Here is an 18,662-nt window from a genome sequence, read left to right as displayed (position 1 = left end):
TCGTCGAAGGCCTGACCTTCGTCGGAGGACTGACCCTCGCCGGAGGGAGGAGAGGTGTTCTCTGTCACGGTGTGTTCCTTTCCACATGCACGGCGGTGTCGACCGCCGTCTCGAGTTCTGCAAGCCTGCGGGCGGTGTCGACGAGTTCGGAATCGTTCTCCGGCAGAGGTCCATCGAGGAGGTGATGGAGCGCACCGCGCGGGATGCGCAGGCGATCGGATGCCGAATCGGCGACTTCCGCGGGCGTCGAACGCGCGGCGAGCCCCAGACGTGCCGCAAGGCGCCGCAGCGATCCTTCGCGCAGAGCCGCCGCGGCGTGAGCGGAGTCGCCGGCCCTCGCCGTCAACCGGGCCCGTCCGTGCATCGTCTCCGAGGCGCGGACCGTCACCGGCAGCGTCTCGGTGACCAGCCGGCCGAAGCGCTGGCCGCGGGAGATGCCAGCGAGGATGCCGGCCAGCAGCAGGAGCAGGATCGCCGGGGTCACCCATTCCGGTGTCAGCGTCGCGAGCGTGTCGGGCGACTGCGCCTCGATGTCGGTGTCGGAGAAGGAGGGCACGTACCAGACGACGTGGTCGGTCTGCCCGAGAAGGGCGAGTCCGAGCGCCGCGTTGCCGTTCTCGGCGAGGTGCTCATTGCTCAGCAGGCCGCTGCCCTCGAGGAGCGCCGTGCGCACGCCATCGCGCTCGGCGATGAGGAGTCCTGCGGCCTCGTCATCCGTGAAGCAGCCTTCGACACCGCTGGCTGGCGAGAAAAAGCGGTCCGGCTGCACCGTGCCGACGTTGGCGAGCTCGGGTGCGTCGCACCCGACGGAGAGGGCTCCGGATGCCGGCGGCGCAGCGTTCTCGCCGAGATCGAGCAACCGCAGCAGCCGTGAGGCGCTGGAGAGGAACACGGTGCTGCGTGCTGGTTCGATCAGGGCGCTCACCGCGTCATCCGAGAGTGAGTACGGATCGGCCATGACCAGCGTGGTGTCGTCGTCGATCGCGGCGACCGCGTCTGCACGCGTGCGGGTCACCGTGATCTCGACGCCCTGGTCCCGCAGCAGCTCCGCGAGGGCGAGGGTGCCGGAGCCCTTCGCGCTCTCCGGGTCCAGCCCGCCGCGCGAGTCCGGTGCGCCGAAGCTCAGTGCGCCGATCAGCAGCGCGAAGACGATCACCGCGGCGGCGATCGCCACCCAGCCCAGCGCCGAGCGGAGCCTGCCCTTCTCACGCACAGCGGTGCCGGTCATGCCGGCACCGCCTGGGGCGCCTGGACCGCTCGGGCGACGAGGTCGTCGGTGGCGGCCATCTGCCGATAACTCTCCTCAGATGCCGGATGCCGCAGATACCGCACCTGGTCGAAGGAACCGGCAGCCGACGCGAGCTCCGCATCGTGCGCGCCCAGAGAGGCAGAGGCTTCGCGCGCGATCGCTTGCGCGGTCGCACCCGGGGCCGGAGCTATGACGTCGCGTTCGAGCAGGCCTCGGGCGAGAGCGCGGAAGCGGAGGATCGTCGCGGCATCCCAATCTCCGTCCCGTGCGCTGCGTTCGGCGTCTGCGCGCAGTTGGGTAGCCGAGCGATCATCGCGTTCGCCGAGAAGTTCTGCGCCGCGGCGCCGGACACTGCGCGATGCGCGGGGTCGGCCCCACAGGATGAGCACCGTGATGAGGGCTGCAACGATGACGACGATGACGATCACGAGGGCGGTGCTGCCGACCTGCTGGCCGGTATCGGGCGAGAACAGATTGGAGATGAACTCGGCGACGTCTTCGGCGAAGTAGTCGAACCACGTCGGCTTGGCATCCGCGTAGCGCTGGTTCTGCAGCTCCTGCTCGGCCCAGCGACGCGCTTCGTCGCCGTCCGGGGCATAGGGATCGAGATCGAAGAAGCTCATGCCCCGTCGGATCCGGGTGCAGTCCACGAGTTCGGCTCGGCGGGCGGTGCCGGCTCGGCGGGCGGTGCCGGCCGTGAGGACGGGGGCGGAGGGGGAGGAGCAGCTGGCGCCTGCGGTGCCGCGTACTGCTGAGGCGGATATTGCTGCGCCGGGTACTGCTGGGCCGGATCCTGCTGGCCCGGGTACTGCGCCCAGCCGGCAGGCGGGGCCGCATACGTGGGCTGCTGCTTCGGCGGCGGCGTGCTGCTGACGGCGCGCTCAGGGTCCACGGCGAAGGGGTCGCCGAGCTCGTCGGGCGTGGCTCCCAGGTCCTGGCGTTCCCGGTAGCTGATCAGGCTGTGGTCGAGGCCCTCGTAACGCATCCGGCAATCGAGATAGATGAAGGCCGCAGCAGCGCACTGCACGACGACCGCGACCGCCTGCAGCACGTACACGAGCAGCTGGGGTGCGACGGTGGCGATGATTATCGCTACGATCTCGGATGCATCGTTGCCGCCGGTGGGGGCGATGACCGGCATGAACAGCGAGGCCAGCAGCGACAGCGGCATGCTCACGAGGCCGACGGCCGTGCTCATGATGGCGCTGATGAGGAAGATCACACCGAACGTGTTCCAGAACCGTCCGCGCGTCAGGCGCCACGAGCGCACGATTGCCTCGCGCAGACGCGCGTGCTCGAGGACGAGGACCGAGGGCACGAGCAGCAGCTTCGTGCTCAGCCAGACCCACAGGGGGATCGCCGCGAGCACGGCGAGGATGCCGATGACCACCGTGATCGCGACGCCTTCACCCGACCCGCCGACGCCGGCCACCACGCCGAGCGCGATGATTCCGCCGATCACGAGCATGAGCACGATCGCAGCCAGCGACTGCAGCACGCTCCAGCCCACCAGTCGCCAGAATACCGGGCGCATCCGCTGCCAGAGTGTGCCGAGCTTCGCCTTCTTCCCCAGCGCGGCATATCCGATATCAGCGGCCACCACGCCCTGCATGATGGCGGTGAACGCGAGGCTGACGAAGCTCATCGCCAGCACGACGGCCGCGTTGATGGCGACGGTGCCCCACATCACCGGGTAGAAGTCGGGGTTGCTCGGCGAGAGCGATTCGAGGCGGGAGAAAGTCGCGAGTGCGACGCCGCCGACCACCACGAGCGTCACGACGGCGACGACGAGCTGAATGACGATCGCGAAACCGAAGAGCACCTTGGGGTTGTGGCGGAGCGCCGCGAACGGCCTCCCCAGCAACGCACCGAACGTGAGAGGGTGCAGCGGAACGAGTCCTGCCTTCACCGCTGGTGTCCAGTTCTGTGCGCTCATCGAGCTCCCTCCGAAGGTGCAGAACCATCGTGTCATATTCATTACCCGCCCCCATGAACCCTCTGGGACCGCTACCGTGATCAGAACGTTGTCATGAAGTACGCTGGGAACGACCGCGTTCAGTCCTCATTCGAGAGGCGGCGCGCTGCGTAGAAAGATGGGGCTGGGATCAGATGACCTCACGGATCCTCGTGGTCGATGACGACACCGCGCTCGCGGAGATGATCGGTATCGTGCTGCGCACAGAGGGCTTCGAGCCCATCTTCTGTGCTGACGGCGCCAAGGCTGTCGAAGAGTGGCGGACGCAGCAACCCGATCTCGTTCTGCTCGACCTCATGCTTCCGGGAATGGACGGCATCGAGATCTGCACGCGGATCCGCGCAGAATCCGGCATCCCGATCATCATGCTGACGGCACGAAGCGACACGGCCGATGTTGTGCGCGGACTCGAAGTCGGCGCCGATGACTACATGGTCAAGCCGTTCAACCCGAAAGAGCTCGTCGCGCGCATCCGCACGCGTCTGCGTCCGGTCACCCAGGCCACCAGCGAAGTCCTCCGCATCGGCGACCTCGTCGTCGATGTCGACGCGCACGAGGTGCGGCGCGGATCGACGCCGATCCCGCTCACGCCGCTGGAGTTCCAGCTGCTCGTCGCCCTGGCATCCAAGCCGCAGCAGGTCTTCTCACGCGAGATGCTCCTCGAGCAGGTGTGGGGATACCACTACAAGGCCGACACGCGACTGGTCAACGTGCACGTGCAGCGGCTGCGCGCCAAGGTGGAGCTCGACCCGGACGCGCCGAAGATCGTCATGACGGTCCGCGGCGTCGGCTACCGGGCCGGGAGCGTCAGCTAGGAGTCAGAACCCATGAGGAGCGCGCGTTGATCGCGACCGGCGCGACCTCCACGACCGTCGCACTGTGGCGCGACCCGCGTGGGTGGCCGGAGACGATCGCATCCCTCTGGCGGCGTTCACTGCGCTTTCGCACCATCACGATCACGCTGCTGCTGACCTCGCTCGCCATCTTCATCACGAGCCTGATCATGGCGCTGGTCATTCAGAACAATCTGTTCGAGTCCCGCCGCGACGACGTTCTCGCCGATGCCCTGCGCGCGGTGGCCGAGGCCCAGGGGACGCTCGATTCCTCCGAGGTCACCGACGACCCACAGGGTCTGCGTGCGCTGTGGGGCGATGTGCAGGACACGATCCCGCGAGCATCCTCTTCGACGCACGTCGCGGTCTACCCGATCGACGACATACCGGTCGGCAGCGGCGTGCGCGGGTTCCGGACCGATCTGCCCGCCGACCTGCTCAGCGACGGACTGCGCGAGCGCGTGGTCTCCTTCCCCGACCGGCAGTCCTGGCAGTCCGTCGCCATGCCGATGGCAGACGGCACGATCGCGCCCGGCATCGTCGTCGGGCAGCAGCTGTTCGTTCCCGAGGTCGGCGCGTTCGAGGTGTACATTGCCTACGACCTGGCCGATTCGCAGTACACGCTCCAGTTCGTCCAGAGCACCCTGTGGGCCGCGGGTCTCGTCCTCATCGCGATCGTCGCCGGCATCTCGTGGATTGTGCTCCGGCTGGTTTCCAAGCCCATCATCGAGGCCGCCGAGACCAGCGCGCGTCTGGCGGCGGGCGACCTGGGAGTCCGCCTGCCTGTTCAGGGCGAGGACGAGCTCGCGACCCTCGCCCAGTCGTTCAACGCGATGGCAGACAGCATCGAGTCGCAGATCAAGGAGCTCGGCGAGCTCTCGCTCGTGCAGCAGCGATTCGTCTCCGATGTCTCCCATGAGCTGCGCACGCCGCTGACGACGATTCGCCTTGCCGCCGACATGCTCAACGATCAACGCGAGCAGTTCGACCCGACCATGAACCGCACCGCAGAGCTGCTGCACACGCAGGTGCAGCGCTTTGACACGCTGCTCAGCGACCTCCTCGAGATCAGCCGGTACGACGCGGGCTCCGTGCAGCTCGAGCTCGAACCGACCAGCCTCGCCGACCTCGCCGAAGACATCATCGAGCAGATGCGTCCGCTCGCCGACGAGCGCGGATCCGAGCTGCGCCTGGTCGCCCCCGGCGGGTACTCGCCCGTGGACATGGATCCCCGCCGCGTGCGGCGCGTGCTGCGCAACCTCGTCGGCAATGCGATCGAGCATGGCGAGGGACATCCGGTCGTCGTGACCGTCGACAGCAACCAGTACGCCGTCGCCGTGGGCGTGCGCGACTTCGGACTCGGGATGAAACCCGCCGACGCCGAACGCGTGTTCGACCGGTTCTGGCGCGCTGACCCTTCCCGTCAGCGCACGATCGGCGGCACCGGACTCGGGCTGTCGATCGCTCTGGGGGATGCGAAGCTGCATGGCGGCACGCTCGCGGTGTGGTCAGAGCTTGCGATCGGCACGAACTTCGTCCTCACCGTGCCGCGCAACGCCCGTGTGCTGGAGGGGGCGTCGCCGATACCGCTCGAACCGCAGGAGGCAGTCGCCGACGTCGGCGGGATGACCCAGCCGATTCAGCTCACCGAACTGCGCGAGATGTATTTCGACCCGAGCCCTGAGAATTTGAGCCCTGAGGAGCAGTCATGACTCGCAGACGTCGCTCTTTTGCCATCGTGGCGCTCGCCGCCTTCGTGGCGGTGCTCACCGCGTGCACGAGCCTGCCGACATCGGGTGAGGCCAACGCCGGGCTCGCACTCGACGACGTGGACTTCAACCCCGACATCAGCCAGATCGCGGCGCGGCCGCTGGAGGGTGCAAGCCCCGAGCAGATCGTCGAGGGGTTCCTCGACGCCGCGCTCACGCCGGATAACAGCTGGGCCATCGCCCGGGAGTTCCTCACCCCGCAGCTCGCCGCCACCTGGCGCCCGAGCGCTGGCGTGTCGATCGATTCCGGTGCTCCCGATCGTGAATTCACCGCGGATCTGGATGCCGGGACAGAGGAGGCGCGCGCCGGTGACATCCGCGTCGTGCTGGATCAGGTCGCGCGCGTCGACGAGAGCGGCGAATACACCGAGCTGACCGGTGATGCCTCCGTCGCCTCCTTCGGGGTCGAGCGCAACGAGGACGGCGAGTGGCGCATCAACGCCGCCGACGACGGCATCTTTCTCGACGAAGAAGCATTCACGCAGGTGTATCGGCGCTACGCGCTGCAGTACTTCGATCACAGCTGGACCCATCTCGTGCCCGATGTGCGCTGGTATCCACGGCGGCAGACGATCGCCACCACCCTCACCAACGCGCTTCTCGACGACGATCCGAGCGAATGGCTGGCACCCGGTGTGCGCAGCGCATTCCCCGGCGACGTAGCACTTGCGAGAGACTCCGTCCCCATCACCCCGGAGAAGGTCGCCACCGTCGAACTCACCGCTGCAGCCAGCGCGCTCGACAGCACGCAGACCGCGCGCATGCGCACTCAGCTGGAAGCCACGCTGCGCCCTGCCGGTGTGACGGAGGTGCGACTGACGGTCAACGGCCGTGATCTGGATGCCGGCAGAGCCGCTGTCGAGACCGGGAGGACCGACTCGAGCCCTGTGGTGCTCACCGAGACGCAGTTCGGGTCCTACATCGGCGAAGAGATCGTCCCGTACGACGGCATCAGCTCCGAGGTGGTGGAGATCGCTCCCACTGTTCGCGCCGTCGATGTCGCAGCCGACGATTCACAGGCCGCTGTGCAGCTCGACGATGGCGCGGTGTACACGATCTCCAATGGACGCGTCGACCAGCTCGATGACAGGCCCGGGCTGGTGAAGCCCTCGATCGACCCCTACGGTTTCACCTGGTCGGTGCCTGCGGGATCCCCTCAGGCGCTGACAGCATGGCAGTCAGACGTCACCCCGATCGAGCTGCAGGAGGCGTTCCCCGAGGCTTCGGCGGTGTCTGCGATCCGCTTCGCCGGTGATGGCGTCCGGCTCGCTGCGATCATCACGGTCGGCGGTCAGCGCTGGCTGGCGCTCGCCGCGATCGTGCGCGACCAGAATCAGGTGCCGATCGAGATCGGGCCGACTCATCAGGTGGCGCAGATCGAGGGGGCGGCACTGGGGATGTCGTGGATCGGTGACGATGCTCTCGGCGTGCTCGTCGGATCGGATGCCTCGCGCATCGTGCTGACCCAGAACGTCGGCGGAGGGGGGACGGATGTCGCCGCCCCCGCGGATGCTGTGGCGGTCTCCGGCGGACGCACCTCGGCTGCGGTGCGGATCCTCGACAATCAGGGCGTGCTCTTCGCCCAGCGCGGCACCACATGGCAGATGGGGCTCTCTGGCGTGCTCGTCCTCGGCTCGCATACCGGCCAGTAGCGCGCATGCGTTCTGCACAGGCGGGACTCATCCACAGATCCTGTCGCCCCGCGGTTCTCGAGTGCGCGACCCGGCCATTCTCGGAGGATGACTGATTGGACGATGCTGGCGGACGAGCTCGCGGCCTTCGTGCTGTCAGCGAGCTGTGCGGGGTGCGACGCCCCGGCGACGCTGCTGTGCGACCACTGCCGTGATCAGCTCGTCGCGCGCCCCGTGCACTCGATGACGCCCGACGGGATGCCGGTTGTCGCTGCCCTGGCGTTCGACGGCGTGGCTGCGCGCTGCATCCGCCGTGTGAAGGAGGAGGGTGAGACGCTGCTCGCGCGTCCGCTGGGCGCGGCGCTCGCCGCTGTGAGCGCGAGCGCGCTCGACGAGCATCCGCAGTCGCTGCTCGTGCCGGTGCCGACGAGCGGTGCGGCCTTCCGGCGTCGCGGATATCGCGTTCCGGAGCTGCTCATGCGCCGCGCGGGTCTGGTCCCGTCACGACTGCTCGCATCGGCCAGGCGCACAGCGGATCAACGAGAGCTCGATCTCGAGCAGCGGCGCCGGAACGTGGCCGGAAGCATGCGCGTGCGACACGCCCGGGGCATACGGGACGTCATCGTCTTCGACGACGTCGTGACCACCGGAGCCACCCTCGATGAAGGCGCGAGAGCGCTGGAACATGCGGGATTCCGGGTGTGCGGTGCGGTCGTTCTGGCTGCGACGCCCAGACATCGTGGACTCTGAGGAAATACATCGTGAACGATTCGTGACAATCGGGGGGACCGGGGGCTACGGTGGGTGGACACAAGGCGACCACGGTCCGCCCTTGGCCGGGAGGACCGGGACAAGGAGGCAGCAATGGAAACAAGCATCGTTGGCGTCGGGGTGGGTATCACCGATCGCTTCCGAACCGTTGTCGAAGAGAAGATCGCCCGTATCCAGCAGTTCGCCGCGAAAGCGCAGCGGCTGGAGGTCAAGGTCACGCATCGTGCCTATCGAGGCGGGCGTGTTCCTGACGAGACCGTCGAGCTCACACTCGTGAGCAAGGGCCCGGTCGTACGTGCAGAAGCTGTCGACGGCGACAAGTTCGTTGCGCTGGACCTTGCGATCGACAAGATGGCCGAGCAGCTGCGCCGTGCCAAGGAGAAGCGCGTCGATGGACGTCAGCATCCCCGCGGTGCCCACTTCGAGAAGGGCACTGGTTCGCTCGAGGGGATCGACGTGCAGCCTGCTTCTGCAGATGTGCTTCGGGCTGTCGCCACCGGTGCTGTGCCGGTTCCGGAGGCGGAGGAGGAGGACTACTCTCCCGTCGTCATCCGTACCAAGAACTTCGATGCCGAGTGGATGACCGTGGAGGAGGCCGTCGACCGGATGGAGCTCGTCGGACACGACTTCTTCCTGTTCATCGATGCTCGAAGCGATCACCCCAGCGTCGTCTACCGCCGCAAGGGCTGGGACTACGGCGTGATCTCGCTCACCACGCAGGCCGCCCCCGAGCAGGCGGAGGCGCTCGCATCCTGACCTGAATCAAGAATGGCCTGCGTCCTCGTGACGCAGGCCATTTTTGTTCCGGTCGTTGAGCGACACTTCGACTCGCTACGCTCGCTCAGTGCGGGTCTTCGCGAGTCGAAACGCGTTGAGCTTAGTCCGGTCGTTGAGCGAGCGGAGCGAGACGAAACGCGTTGAGCGAGCGCCAGCGAGTCGAAACGATCACCGCCTAGTCGAAGATGCCGTCCAGGATGCTGCCGATGACCAGGCCGCCCATGATGCCGCCCATGACGTCGCCGCCGCCGCCACGGCGGCCACCGCCCCAGTTGTCGCCGCCCCAGCCCTGCTGCTGCGGACGGGCGGAGTCGATGTCGCGCTGGGCGAGCTGAAGCGCCTCGGCGGCGAGCTGTGCGACGCGGCGGGATGCTGCAAGCGCCTGCTCGCGCGTCTCCTCCGCGTCGATCATCTCGGGGATGTCGATGCGCAGCCGCTCGGCCTCGGCAAAGCGGGTGCGGGCGTCGGCGCCGATCCATCCGCGGTGGCCGGAGATCAGGCCGCGGGCGACACCGAGCTGCCTGTCGGCGTCATCGAGTGAATGCCGCACCTGAGCGATGCTCGGAAGCGGATGCTGCGCACGGTACTGCGCCTTCGCGATGGCATCGTCGAGCGCCGCGTTCGCGGTGCGCAGCTGCGTGAGCTCGGCGAAGGGGTCGTTGCGTGAGCCGGCGGGGGAGAGGGCGTCGAGTGCCCGCTCGAGTTCGCTCACCGCCATGCTCACCGCAGGAACGTTCGGGGCGTTGCGGGCGGCGATGATGTCGCCGCGGGAATCGGCGACGACCTCGGCGAGGGTCGATTCCGCGCGAAGCGCCTCGATCTCGAAATCCTCGACGGCATCGAGGATCGCGCCAGCGCGTCGGATGGCCTCGCTCGCCGTCTCGAGGGCGAGATTGGCCTCTTCGTTCTGCTTTGCGGCACGCCGCCGCTCGGCGACGTCTGCACCGTGGCGGGCGAAGGTGATGAGCTGCTCGGCCTCGCCAGCGCTGTTGGCGATCTGGTGCATCGCGCTGTCGGCATACCGCGATGACAGTCGTTCGATGATGTCGCGCGTGGCGGGCAGACGCTCCGCCAGAGCATCCGCATCTGTACGTACCTTCGCGCGAACCTGGGGCGCGTTGCGCACCGTCGAGACGGACTCCGCGATGACCGCGGTCTTCTCATCGAGCAGATCCTCGGCCCAGTCGCACAGCTGCACGATGCGGGCATTGCGCGTGCGCAGCTCTTCGTCCGTGTCGGGGATCTCGTCGTGGTTGAGCTGGTGCAGTTGGAACGCTTCGCCCAGATGCGTCTTCACCGCGCTGAGCGCGGATCTCAGATCCTTCGTGAGGGACGCACCGAGCTCTGCCTCGGCGAAGGCCAACTCGTCGCCGGCGGTGCGGATGCGTTCGTCTGCCGCGACAAGGGCCTGTTCTGCCCGCCGGGCAAGATCTGCGTCCTGGGCCGCCTGTGCTGCCTGCTGCTCACGTTTACGCTTACCCCAGAAACCGGCCATGAGCCGATCCTACTTTCCGTTGGCCATGGAGAGGCTGGGGATCAGATGATGCGGGCGGGTCGCCCGCGCTTGGGACGTTCCGTGGCCAGCTCCAATGAGAGGGCATGCTGCGGATGCTGCGCCATCAGCTGCTCGGTGTGCGTGAGCCAGCGCACCTCGGCTTCCGCCGCGAAGATCATGGACTGCGTAATCACCGTTGCTGCCAGGTCGTCCGAGAGCGAACCGCGGAGCTCTTCTAGTCGGGCCAGCGACTCATCACGCTGCGCGCGCAGGATTCCACCGGCATCCGCTCCTGGCAGCGTGACGGCGACGGCGATCTTGATCGCGATCTCATCGCGCGTCGCCCGCCCGCGGACGACGGGCGAAGCGAGCCAGTGCGCGACTTCAGCGCTCCCGGCATCCGTGATCTGCCAGTAGACGTGACCCTGGGAGTCCGTCTCGCCGCGCTCGACGAATCCATCGCGCTCGAGGCGCTCGAGGGTGTTGTAGATCTGGCCGACATTGAGCGGCCAGGTGGAGCCGGTGCGCCGGTCGAATTCGTGACGCAGCTGGTAGCCGTAGCACGGTCCCTGATCGAGGATCGCGAGCAGACTCTGACGGACGGACATGCGAACCTCCTGAAGTGCTTGCTCAGCATATACATACCAGGCAATGTGGGAGCGATGCGGCATGCAGACGACGCAAAGGTCACCGGCCGGTAACATAGCGAGGTATGCCCGGCGTTGAAGCCCGATCTGGGTGGCTGGGAATCTGACCCCACAGGGAGACTAAAAGTGGCGAATCCTCTTGAGAAGCTGCTGCGCGCAGGCGAGGGACGAGTCCTTCGCAGGTTGAACCAGGTCGCCAAGGCCGTGAATGCCCTCGAAGAGGACTTCGAGAAGCTCACCGACGAAGAGCTTCAGAACGAGACCACCGTGCTGCGCGAGCGGTACGAGAACGGCGAGACGCTCGACAAGCTGATGCCGGAGGCCTTCGCCGCCGTGCGCGAAGCGGGCAAGCGCATCCTCGGCATGCGTGCGTACGACGTACAGCTCATGGGTGGTGCGGCCCTGCACATGGGAAACATCGCCGAGATGAAGACCGGTGAGGGCAAGACCTTCACGGCCGTCCTCGCGATGTATCTCAACGCGATCGCGGGCAAGGGCGCCCACCTGGTCACGGTCAACGACTTCCTTGCCAGCTATCAGGCGGAGCTCATGGGGCGTGTCTACCGCGCGCTCGGAATGACCACGGGCACGATCGTCTCCGGACAGACCCCGGCAGTGCGGCGCCAGCAGTACCTGTGCGACATCACATACGGAACGAACAACGAGTTCGGATTCGACTACCTGCGCGACAACATGGCATGGCGCAAGGAAGACCTCGTCCAGCGCGAGCACTTCTTCGTCATCGTCGACGAGGTCGACTCGATCCTCATCGACGAGGCCCGCACGCCGCTGATCATCTCGGGCCCCTCGTCCGGTGAGGCCAACCGGTGGTTCACCGAGTTCGCCAAGATCGCAAGGACGCTCGAGGCCGGAGAAGACTACGAGGTCGACGAGAAGAAGCGCACCATCGGCGTGCTCGAGCCCGGTATCGAGAAGGTCGAGGACTACCTCGGCATCGACAACCTCTACGAGTCCGCCAACACGCCGCTCATCTCGTTCCTGAACAACTCGATCAAGGCGCTCGCGCTGTTCAAGAAGAACACCGACTACGTCGTGATGAACGACGAGGTCATGATCGTCGATGAGCACACCGGCCGCATCCTGGTCGGACGCCGCTACAACGAGGGCATCCACCAGGCGATCGAGGCGAAGGAAGCTGTTCCGGTCAAAGCCGAGAACCAGACGCTCGCGACCGTCACGCTGCAGAACTACTTCCGTCTCTACGACAAGATCGCCGGCATGACCGGTACGGCCGAGACCGAGGCCGCTGAGTTCATGTCGACGTACAAGCTCGGCGTCGTGCAGATTCCGACGAACAAGCCGATGGTCCGCAAGGACAAGCCCGACCTCGTGTACAAGAACGAGACGGTGAAGTTCGAACAGGTCGTCGAGGACATCCTGAAGCGCCACGAAACCGGCCAGCCGGTCCTCGTCGGCACGGTCAGCGTCGAGAAGAGCGAGTACCTCTCCCGCCTGCTGGCGAAGAAGGGCATCAAGCACGAGGTCCTGAACGCGAAGAACCACGCGCGTGAGGCCGAGATCGTCGCTCGAGCAGGGCGCCTGGGCGCCGTCACCGTCGCGACGAACATGGCCGGTCGAGGCACGGACATCATGCTCGGCGGCAACGCGGAGTTCCTCGCTGTGCAGGACCTCAAGTCGAAGGGGCTCGATCCGGCAGAGACGCCGGAGGAGTACGAGTCCGCGTGGGATGAGACCTACGAGCAGATGAAGGCAGTCGTCGCCGAAGAGAGCTCCAAGGTCATCGAAGCCGGTGGCCTCTACGTGCTCGGAACCGAGCGCCACGAATCCCGGCGTATCGACAACCAGCTGCGCGGTCGCTCCGGCCGTCAGGGCGACCCCGGTGAGAGCCGGTTCTACCTGAGCCTCACCGACGACCTCATGCGCCTGTTCCAGTCCGGTGCGGCCGAGGCGATCCTGGCGCGTACGAATTTCCCCGATGATGTCCCGATCGAGTCGGGTCTGGTCTCGCGGGCCATTCGCAGCGCGCAGTCGCAGGTCGAATCGCGCAACGCCGAGATGCGCAAGAACGTCTTGAAGTACGACGATGTTCTGAACCGTCAGCGCGAGGCGATCTACGCCGACCGCCGTCACATCCTCGAGGGCGATGACATCGCGGGCCGCGTGCAGCACTTCATCGAAGACGCCATCACGGCTGTCGTCGCCGATCACACCGGCGCAGGACACGCCGAGAGCTGGGACTTCGACGCGCTGTGGACCGAGCTGAAGACGCTCTATCCCGTCAGCGTCACGATCGACGAGGTCGTGGCAGAAGCCGGCGGCCGCAAGGGCGGCATCACCCCCGACGGGCTCACCCGTGAGCTGCTCTCCGACGCGAAGATCGCCTACGAGACGCGTGAGGAGTCCCTCGGTGAGGCCGCCGCGCGCGAGCTGGAGCGTCGTGTCGTGCTGCAGGTGCTCGACCGCCGCTGGCGCGACCACCTCTACGAGATGGACTACCTCAAGGACGGCATCGGCCTCCGAGCGATGGCGCAGCGCGATCCGCTGATCGAGTATCAGCGCGAAGGCTTCGCGATGTTCCAGTCGATGATGGGCCAGATCAAGGAAGAGTCCGTCGGCTACCTCTACAACCTCGAGGTCGAGGTGCGAAGCGCTGGCGATGCGCAGAGCCCCGAGGTCGAGGCGAAGGGCCTCATGACCGATGGGGGAGAGCAGCGGCTGGAGTACTCCGCGCCCAACGACTCGGGCGACGTCGAAGTGCGCAACGAACGCGGCCAGGTGCAGCAGTCCGCCACGGATCGGGTGCGCAAGGCCGCCGAGGCCGCTGCTGCGTCCGGCGCAGAGGCACCGGCCCCTCAGCAGGAAGCCCCGCGTGGCGCGTTCGGCCAGCGGACCGAGGCCCCGGCTGCGGCCCCGCAGAACCGCGAGCAGCGCCGCGCCGCTGGCAAGAAGAAGAAGTAAGCACCACGTGAAAAGGCCTACCGGCAGAGCCGGTAGGCTTTTTCAATGACTCCCACGCGCACCTTCGACCAGTCGTCGAAGCTCAAGAACGTCCTGTACGAGATTCGCGGTAAAGCGCTCGTCGAGGCGGCGCGCCTGGAGGCCGACGGCCACAACGTCCTCAAGCTCCACACCGGGAATCCAGCGATCTTCGGATTCGAGGCTCCCCACCAGATCGTGCACGACATGCTGGCAGCGCTCCCCACAGCGCACGGCTACAGCGACAGCAAGGGCATCATCTCGGCGCGGCGCGCCGTCGTCAGCCGCTACGAGCAGATCGAGGATTTCCCACCGTTCGGGCCCGATGACGTCTACCTCGGAAACGGCGTCTCCGAACTCATCACGATGACGATGCAGGCGCTTCTCGACGAGGGCGATGAGGTGCTCATTCCCGCCCCCGACTATCCGCTGTGGACCGCGATGACCAGCCTCGCCGGCGGCACCCCCGTGCACTACGTGTGCGATGAGCAGAACGGCTGGGAGCCGGATCTCGAGGACATCCGCTCGAAGATCACCCCGAGCACCAAAGCGATCGTCATCATCAACCCGAACAACCCCACCGGTGCCGTGTACTCGCGCGAGGTGCTCGAGGGCATGGTGCGGATCGCGCGGGAGAACCAGCTGCTGATCCTCTCCGACGAGATCTACGACCGCATCCTCTTCGACGACGCTGTACACATCCCCACCGCGACGCTCGCACCCGACCTGCTCTGCCTGACGTTCAACGGGCTGTCCAAGACGTATCGCGTTGCGGGCTATCGTTCCGGTTGGGTGGTGATCACCGGTCCGCAGCGCCACGCGAAGGGCTTCCTGGAGGGCATCACCCTCCTCGCCTCCACCCGACTGTGTCCGAATGTTCCCGCGCAGCATGCCGTGCAGGCAGCGCTGGGCGGCGTGCAGTCCATCGGCTCGCTCATCGCACCGTCCGGACGACTGCACGAACAGCGCGACATCGCCTGGGAAGGACTCGAATCGATCCCCGGCGTCTCATGCGTGAAGCCGCAGGGGGCACTGTATGCCTTCCCACGCCTCGATCCTGAGGTGCATCAGATCCATGACGACGAGAAGTTCGTCTACGACCTGCTGGTGGCCGAGCGGATCCTGCTCGTGCAGGGCACCGGGTTCAACTGGCCCACTCCGGATCACTTCCGCGTCGTGACGCTTCCGGAACCGCGCGTACTCGGCGAAGCCATCGAGCGGCTCGGGAACTTTCTCGCGAGCTACCGGCAGTAGCCCGTGTCCGAGCTGGCATCGGAGACGGCTCGAGATGATTCGCGAGGCGTCGGACGGCGGCGACCAGTGCGGAGCGCGGCGTGACATCGGCCATCGGCCGGGCATGCAGCAGCGCGGCGTCGGCCGCACGCTGATCCAACGGGAGGAAGGCGATATCGGTGATCCCGGCGAACTGCTCGAGTGCCCGGCGGATCTGGCCACGTGCATCGATGCCGAGCGGTCCCGGGCGCACCTGGTTGACGACAACACAGATGTGCGCGGTCGGTCCGACCAGAGCCCGCAGTTCGGCGTGGTCGCGCAGAAAGCGCGAGATCGAGAGCGGGTCGGCGGCGCTGACGGCGATGATGACATCGGCTTCCCGCAGCACGGCGGTTGTCGCAGCATGACGGCGGGGACCGGCGAGGTCGTCTGAGATCTCTTCGTAGGCATCGAATGCTGCCGAGACATCGACCACGGTGGCATCGGCCCAGTCGCGGCACACGCGCAGCGTTGCGCTCACGCGGTCGGCTGAGAGCTCTGGCCAGCGGGAAGGTCGATTGAGCCCCGCGAGCACCTCGACGCTGCCTGAGCTCGTCTCCACGGGCGCGGAGAGACGGCCGAGCTCCGCAGCATCCAAACCGCCGAATTCCGCGCGCCGGCAGGCGGCGGCGAGCCCGGGGGCGTCGTCACCGAGCCCGAGCAGCAGCGCGAGCGACGGCGCCACGGTATCGGCGTCGACCAGCGCGCATCGACGAGCGGTGCGCGACAGCTCGGTGGCGAGCTGGATGGCGACCGTCGAGCGGCCCGGAGCGCCCTGCGGCCCCCAGACCGCGATGATGCGATGCGGGGATGCTGGCGCTGAAGCGGCGACGACCGGAGTCTCCTCGGACAGGGCATCGGCGATCTGCCACGCATCAGCATCCTCGGGGAGCGCCTGGGGGAGCCCATATCTGCTCAGCAAACGCGATTCGGATGCGCCCAGAACGACGATGCGCACCCCGGCGCTGTCGCAGGTGCCCACCAGCTCGCCGCTGAGCGCCGTGCGGGTGGCTGGAAGGATGATCGCATCGGCGTCGGCGAGCAGCGCGGGAGTCACGGCATCGGGCGAGGTGGTCCCCACGACGTCGATTCCGGCGTTCTTCAGACCCATGGCGATCTCGGATGCGCGGGGCTCGGGCAGCGCGATCAGCACGGATGTCATGATCCGGCCCCGAGCGGCACAACCGACAGTGCTGCACCGCCGGTGATGGCGGCAAGAACATCGGCGACGTCGGCACGGTCGATGATGAGCTCGATGGCCGCGCTGTGCTGTGCCAGCATCCCATCCGATTCGGGGATCGAGGCGACAACGACGTCCGCGGCCAGGATGCGCGGAGCGTCGTACTCACCCGCGTCGTCGAGAGGCGGTGAATACCAGAGTTCGACCGGCGTTCCGACCCCGATGTGCTCGGGGAGGCCGACACTGCTCTCGATCACGATGTTCGTCGTGCGCCCGCTCTGTGCATCGGCGGTTGCGACAGCAGGGAGGAGCTCACCGGTTTCGACCGTGCGTGACGCGATCATTCCGGACACGAGATCTTGGGGCGCCAGATACTCGTCGAGGACTGCTCCGAGGCTCACCTCGACGACCCGGAAGTCATCGGATGCGAGCGCCTCGCCCTGTGCGATCGTGCGATTCGCCTGCAGGACAGGCGTCGTCTCGCGGGCCGAGGACACGATCAGCCAGACTCCGAGGATCGAGAGGATGACCAACGCGATACCGATGAAGAATCGAATATCGCCCCAGAAAGCGCGCTTGGTACGCGGATGCGTCGTCATGAAGATATCGTCACAGAATCGGAGAATTCGGGTTCGAAGTTATCCACAGGGGTGTGGGGCAGTACTGCGGGACGGCGCAGGAGGGCCACAATAGGTGGCATGGCCGATTCGCCCGCATCTGCTCCTCGCTTCCTCGCGCCCGCGCAGGTCGCAGAGCTGCTTGCCATCGAGGTCGATGAGGTCGTCGCGCTCGTCGTCACCGGGCGCCTGCGCGGCGCCAAACTCGGTTCCCCTGCTCGCTGGCGGGTGGAAGAGTCGAGCATCGCCGACTATCTCGAGGAGCAGACCGAGGAATCCCGGCGGATGGCGCTGTGGCGGCAGGCAGATGAGGCGAGCTTCCCCGAGGTGTGGGGTACGCAGCGGCGTCCTTAGAGAGCGCCTGAGGCGGCGTCCTTAGCGGGCGGCTCAGAAGGCTGCGCCGGATGCGCGCACCCAGCGCACGGCGGTGAACGGCACGAGTCGGAACGAGCGCACGGCACGGGCATGCCGCGCATCGCCGGTGTCGTGCACGGCGAAATCGAGATGGTCCTCGCCGGCACGGTCGATCGTGCCGTGCAGGACCTCACCGTCGGTCAGGGCGATGCGCAGCGGGAGCCGGCGCCGGGCGAAGTCGCGCAGCAGAAAGCCGAGTGTCATGCGATCGCGCACTCCGTCCGCGCTGATGACACCGTCCTCGAGCGTGTCGAGGATCGCACCGTGATGAGTCTCGATGCCGAGAACAGCCTGCAACGGCACGATGAGCGCGCTCGGCGCATCGACGGTCTGCGCCGCCAGCCAGTCCGCTCCGACGGCGTGCAATCGCCCTGATTGCCGTTCCCCGTCGGCGAGGCGGACGGTGACCGGCGCATCCGTCTGCTGCAGGACGCGCAGGCGGTTGCGCAGGGTCAGGCGAGAGATGCGCAGCCGCTCGGATTCGGCATCCAGCGCCGCGCGCTCGGCTTCCCACTCGGCGGCGAGCTGACCCTCGAGGTCTTCGAACAGACGATCCCAATGCACACGACGAGCGTACGGGAGCCGGTCGCACGGCATACGAGTTATCCACATGTTGCGCTCGAGGCTCAGCGCGAGGGAGCGGACCCGTGCTGTACTGGCTCGCGTTCCATACTGAGAGTGACGACGATGACGCTACAAGAGTATTTTGCACCGCAGCCGACGCCCGCATCCGCTTTGCCGAGCCCCACGCCGCTGCTGCGAAGTCTCACTCAGGGGGTGCTCGAGGTCTTCGCCGGCGTGCGCGAGCTCGATCAGCTCGCCCGCTGGTTCAGCGAGGATGCCTTCCGGAAGCTCGGTGCCCGCGCCAATCTCTCGGCGCGTGCACGCAGCGCACGCGGAACGACGCCGGACCGCCCCGTGTTCGAGGTCCTCTCGATCCATGAGACGGTTCCCACTGACGGCATCGTCGAGGCCGTGGTGATCGTTTCCGGTCCAGGGCGCACCCGCGCCGTGGCGATCCGGTTGGAAGGGCTTGACCGGCGCTGGCGCGCCACGTCGTTCGCCGTGCTCTGA

Annotated in this window: 17 protein-coding genes; 9 read left to right on the top strand and 8 right to left on the bottom strand. The window is 66.9% G+C overall.

Annotated features, from left to right (window positions below; all coding sequences use genetic code 11):
* Nucleotides 1-64: 64 nt before the first annotated feature.
* Genes ACTIAO_RS04625 through ACTIAO_RS04615 form a run of 3 tightly spaced genes read right to left on the bottom strand, consistent with a single transcriptional unit; the run spans nt 65 to nt 3,185 of the window.
* Nucleotides 65-1,228, bottom strand: coding sequence for a DUF4350 domain-containing protein (locus ACTIAO_RS04625; protein ID WP_441905095.1), 1,164 nt, complete (start codon nt 1,226-1,228; stop codon nt 65-67).
* Nucleotides 1,225-1,872, bottom strand: a complete 648-nt coding sequence (locus ACTIAO_RS04620) for a DUF4129 domain-containing protein (protein WP_441905094.1) — start codon at nt 1,870-1,872, stop codon at nt 1,225-1,227. The genes ACTIAO_RS04625 and ACTIAO_RS04620 overlap by 4 nt, the downstream gene beginning before the upstream one ends.
* A complete protein-coding gene (locus tag ACTIAO_RS04615) occupies nt 1,869-3,185 on the bottom strand; it encodes a glycerophosphoryl diester phosphodiesterase membrane domain-containing protein (protein WP_441905093.1) in 1,317 nt (438 codons plus the stop codon). The genes ACTIAO_RS04620 and ACTIAO_RS04615 overlap by 4 nt, the downstream gene beginning before the upstream one ends.
* A 173-nt stretch (nt 3,186-3,358) precedes the next feature.
* On the opposite strand from ACTIAO_RS04615, the gene mtrA reads away from it, so the two are divergent.
* From mtrA to hpf, 5 genes are all read left to right on the top strand, one after another.
* Entirely contained in the window at nt 3,359-4,039 is a 681-nt protein-coding gene (gene mtrA, locus ACTIAO_RS04610) for an MtrAB system response regulator MtrA (protein WP_441905092.1), read from the top strand.
* Between the two features lie 26 nt (nt 4,040-4,065).
* Nucleotides 4,066-5,769, top strand: a complete 1,704-nt coding sequence (gene mtrB / locus ACTIAO_RS04605) for an MtrAB system histidine kinase MtrB (protein WP_441905091.1) — start codon at nt 4,066-4,068, stop codon at nt 5,767-5,769.
* Nucleotides 5,766-7,478: a GerMN domain-containing protein gene (locus ACTIAO_RS04600; protein WP_441905090.1), complete on the top strand. Its 1,713-nt coding sequence runs from the start codon at nt 5,766-5,768 to the stop codon at nt 7,476-7,478. The genes mtrB and ACTIAO_RS04600 overlap by 4 nt, the downstream gene beginning before the upstream one ends.
* Before the next feature lie 87 nt (nt 7,479-7,565).
* Complete coding sequence (locus ACTIAO_RS04595; RefSeq protein WP_441905089.1) at nt 7,566-8,207, top strand: ComF family protein; 642 nt, start codon at nt 7,566-7,568, stop codon at nt 8,205-8,207.
* Between the two features lie 114 nt (nt 8,208-8,321).
* Nucleotides 8,322-8,984 (top strand): ribosome hibernation-promoting factor, HPF/YfiA family, encoded by a 663-nt coding sequence (hpf, locus tag ACTIAO_RS04590; protein WP_441905088.1) that lies wholly within the window; start codon nt 8,322-8,324, stop codon nt 8,982-8,984.
* 196 nt (nt 8,985-9,180) lie between these two features.
* Here hpf and ACTIAO_RS04585 read toward each other — a convergent pair whose 3' ends face one another.
* Complete coding sequence (locus ACTIAO_RS04585) at nt 9,181-10,500, bottom strand: hypothetical protein (protein WP_441905087.1); 1,320 nt, start codon at nt 10,498-10,500, stop codon at nt 9,181-9,183.
* A gap of 41 nt (nt 10,501-10,541) precedes the next feature.
* Nucleotides 10,542-11,108, bottom strand: coding sequence for a PadR family transcriptional regulator (locus ACTIAO_RS04580; protein WP_441905086.1), 567 nt, complete (start codon nt 11,106-11,108; stop codon nt 10,542-10,544).
* A 165-nt stretch (nt 11,109-11,273) separates the two neighbouring features.
* Between ACTIAO_RS04580 and secA the strand changes: the two genes are divergently transcribed.
* Together secA and ACTIAO_RS04570 are read left to right on the top strand one after the other, a co-directional pair.
* Entirely contained in the window at nt 11,274-14,087 is a 2,814-nt protein-coding gene (gene secA, locus ACTIAO_RS04575) for a preprotein translocase subunit SecA (RefSeq protein ID WP_441905085.1), read from the top strand.
* Nucleotides 14,088-14,132: 45 nt separating this feature from the next.
* Nucleotides 14,133-15,359, top strand: a complete 1,227-nt coding sequence (locus tag ACTIAO_RS04570) for a pyridoxal phosphate-dependent aminotransferase (protein ID WP_441905084.1) — start codon at nt 14,133-14,135, stop codon at nt 15,357-15,359.
* Here the strand turns inward: ACTIAO_RS04570 and ACTIAO_RS04565 are convergent.
* Together ACTIAO_RS04565 and ACTIAO_RS04560 are read right to left on the bottom strand one after the other, a co-directional pair.
* A complete protein-coding gene (locus ACTIAO_RS04565; RefSeq protein WP_441905083.1) occupies nt 15,250-16,539 on the bottom strand; it encodes an AAA family ATPase in 1,290 nt (429 codons plus the stop codon). The two genes, ACTIAO_RS04570 and ACTIAO_RS04565, sit on opposite strands and share 110 nt — an antisense overlap.
* Nucleotides 16,536-17,156, bottom strand: a complete 621-nt coding sequence (locus ACTIAO_RS04560) for an SAF domain-containing protein (protein ID WP_441905082.1) — start codon at nt 17,154-17,156, stop codon at nt 16,536-16,538. The genes ACTIAO_RS04565 and ACTIAO_RS04560 overlap by 4 nt, the downstream gene beginning before the upstream one ends.
* Before the next feature lie 99 nt (nt 17,157-17,255).
* On the opposite strand from ACTIAO_RS04560, the gene ACTIAO_RS04555 reads away from it, so the two are divergent.
* Nucleotides 17,256-17,528 (top strand): helix-turn-helix domain-containing protein, encoded by a 273-nt coding sequence (locus ACTIAO_RS04555; protein WP_441905081.1) that lies wholly within the window; start codon nt 17,256-17,258, stop codon nt 17,526-17,528.
* 33 nt (nt 17,529-17,561) lie between these two features.
* On the opposite strand, the gene ACTIAO_RS04550 is transcribed toward ACTIAO_RS04555, so the two are convergent.
* Entirely contained in the window at nt 17,562-18,152 is a 591-nt protein-coding gene (locus ACTIAO_RS04550) for a hypothetical protein (protein ID WP_441905080.1), read from the bottom strand.
* Nucleotides 18,153-18,275: 123 nt separating this feature from the next.
* Here ACTIAO_RS04550 and ACTIAO_RS04545 point away from each other — a divergent pair, with 123 nt between their 5' ends.
* A complete protein-coding gene (locus ACTIAO_RS04545; RefSeq protein ID WP_441905079.1) occupies nt 18,276-18,662 on the top strand; it encodes an Rv3235 family protein in 387 nt (128 codons plus the stop codon).

It is taken from the genome of Microbacterium sp. (assembly GCF_052099035.1).
GTDB lineage: Bacteria > Actinomycetota > Actinomycetes > Actinomycetales > Microbacteriaceae > Microbacterium.
This window is presented reverse-complemented; position numbering and strand designations above follow the sequence as displayed.

Excerpts from the sequence above, each read along its gene's own strand:
- ACTIAO_RS04625 (WP_441905095.1), bottom strand. The coding sequence starts at position 1,228 with ATGACCGGCACCGCTGTGCGTGAGAAGGGCAGGCTCCGCTCGGCGCTG.
- ACTIAO_RS04620 (WP_441905094.1), bottom strand. The coding sequence starts at position 1,872 with ATGAGCTTCTTCGATCTCGATCCCTATGCCCCGGACGGCGACGAAGCG.
- ACTIAO_RS04615 (WP_441905093.1), bottom strand. The coding sequence starts at position 3,185 with ATGAGCGCACAGAACTGGACACCAGCGGTGAAGGCAGGACTCGTTCCG.
- mtrA (WP_441905092.1), top strand. The coding sequence starts at position 3,359 with ATGACCTCACGGATCCTCGTGGTCGATGACGACACCGCGCTCGCGGAG.
- ACTIAO_RS04600 (WP_441905090.1), top strand. The coding sequence starts at position 5,766 with ATGACTCGCAGACGTCGCTCTTTTGCCATCGTGGCGCTCGCCGCCTTC.
- ACTIAO_RS04595 (WP_441905089.1), top strand. The coding sequence starts at position 7,566 with ATGACTGATTGGACGATGCTGGCGGACGAGCTCGCGGCCTTCGTGCTG.
- hpf (WP_441905088.1), top strand. The coding sequence starts at position 8,322 with ATGGAAACAAGCATCGTTGGCGTCGGGGTGGGTATCACCGATCGCTTC.
- ACTIAO_RS04585 (WP_441905087.1), bottom strand. The coding sequence starts at position 10,500 with ATGGCCGGTTTCTGGGGTAAGCGTAAACGTGAGCAGCAGGCAGCACAG.
- ACTIAO_RS04580 (WP_441905086.1), bottom strand. The coding sequence starts at position 11,108 with ATGTCCGTCCGTCAGAGTCTGCTCGCGATCCTCGATCAGGGACCGTGC.
- ACTIAO_RS04570 (WP_441905084.1), top strand. The coding sequence starts at position 14,133 with ATGACTCCCACGCGCACCTTCGACCAGTCGTCGAAGCTCAAGAACGTC.
- ACTIAO_RS04565 (WP_441905083.1), bottom strand. The coding sequence starts at position 16,539 with ATGACATCCGTGCTGATCGCGCTGCCCGAGCCCCGCGCATCCGAGATC.
- ACTIAO_RS04560 (WP_441905082.1), bottom strand. The coding sequence starts at position 17,156 with ATGACGACGCATCCGCGTACCAAGCGCGCTTTCTGGGGCGATATTCGA.
- ACTIAO_RS04555 (WP_441905081.1), top strand. The coding sequence starts at position 17,256 with ATGGCCGATTCGCCCGCATCTGCTCCTCGCTTCCTCGCGCCCGCGCAG.
- ACTIAO_RS04545 (WP_441905079.1), top strand. The coding sequence starts at position 18,276 with ATGACGCTACAAGAGTATTTTGCACCGCAGCCGACGCCCGCATCCGCT.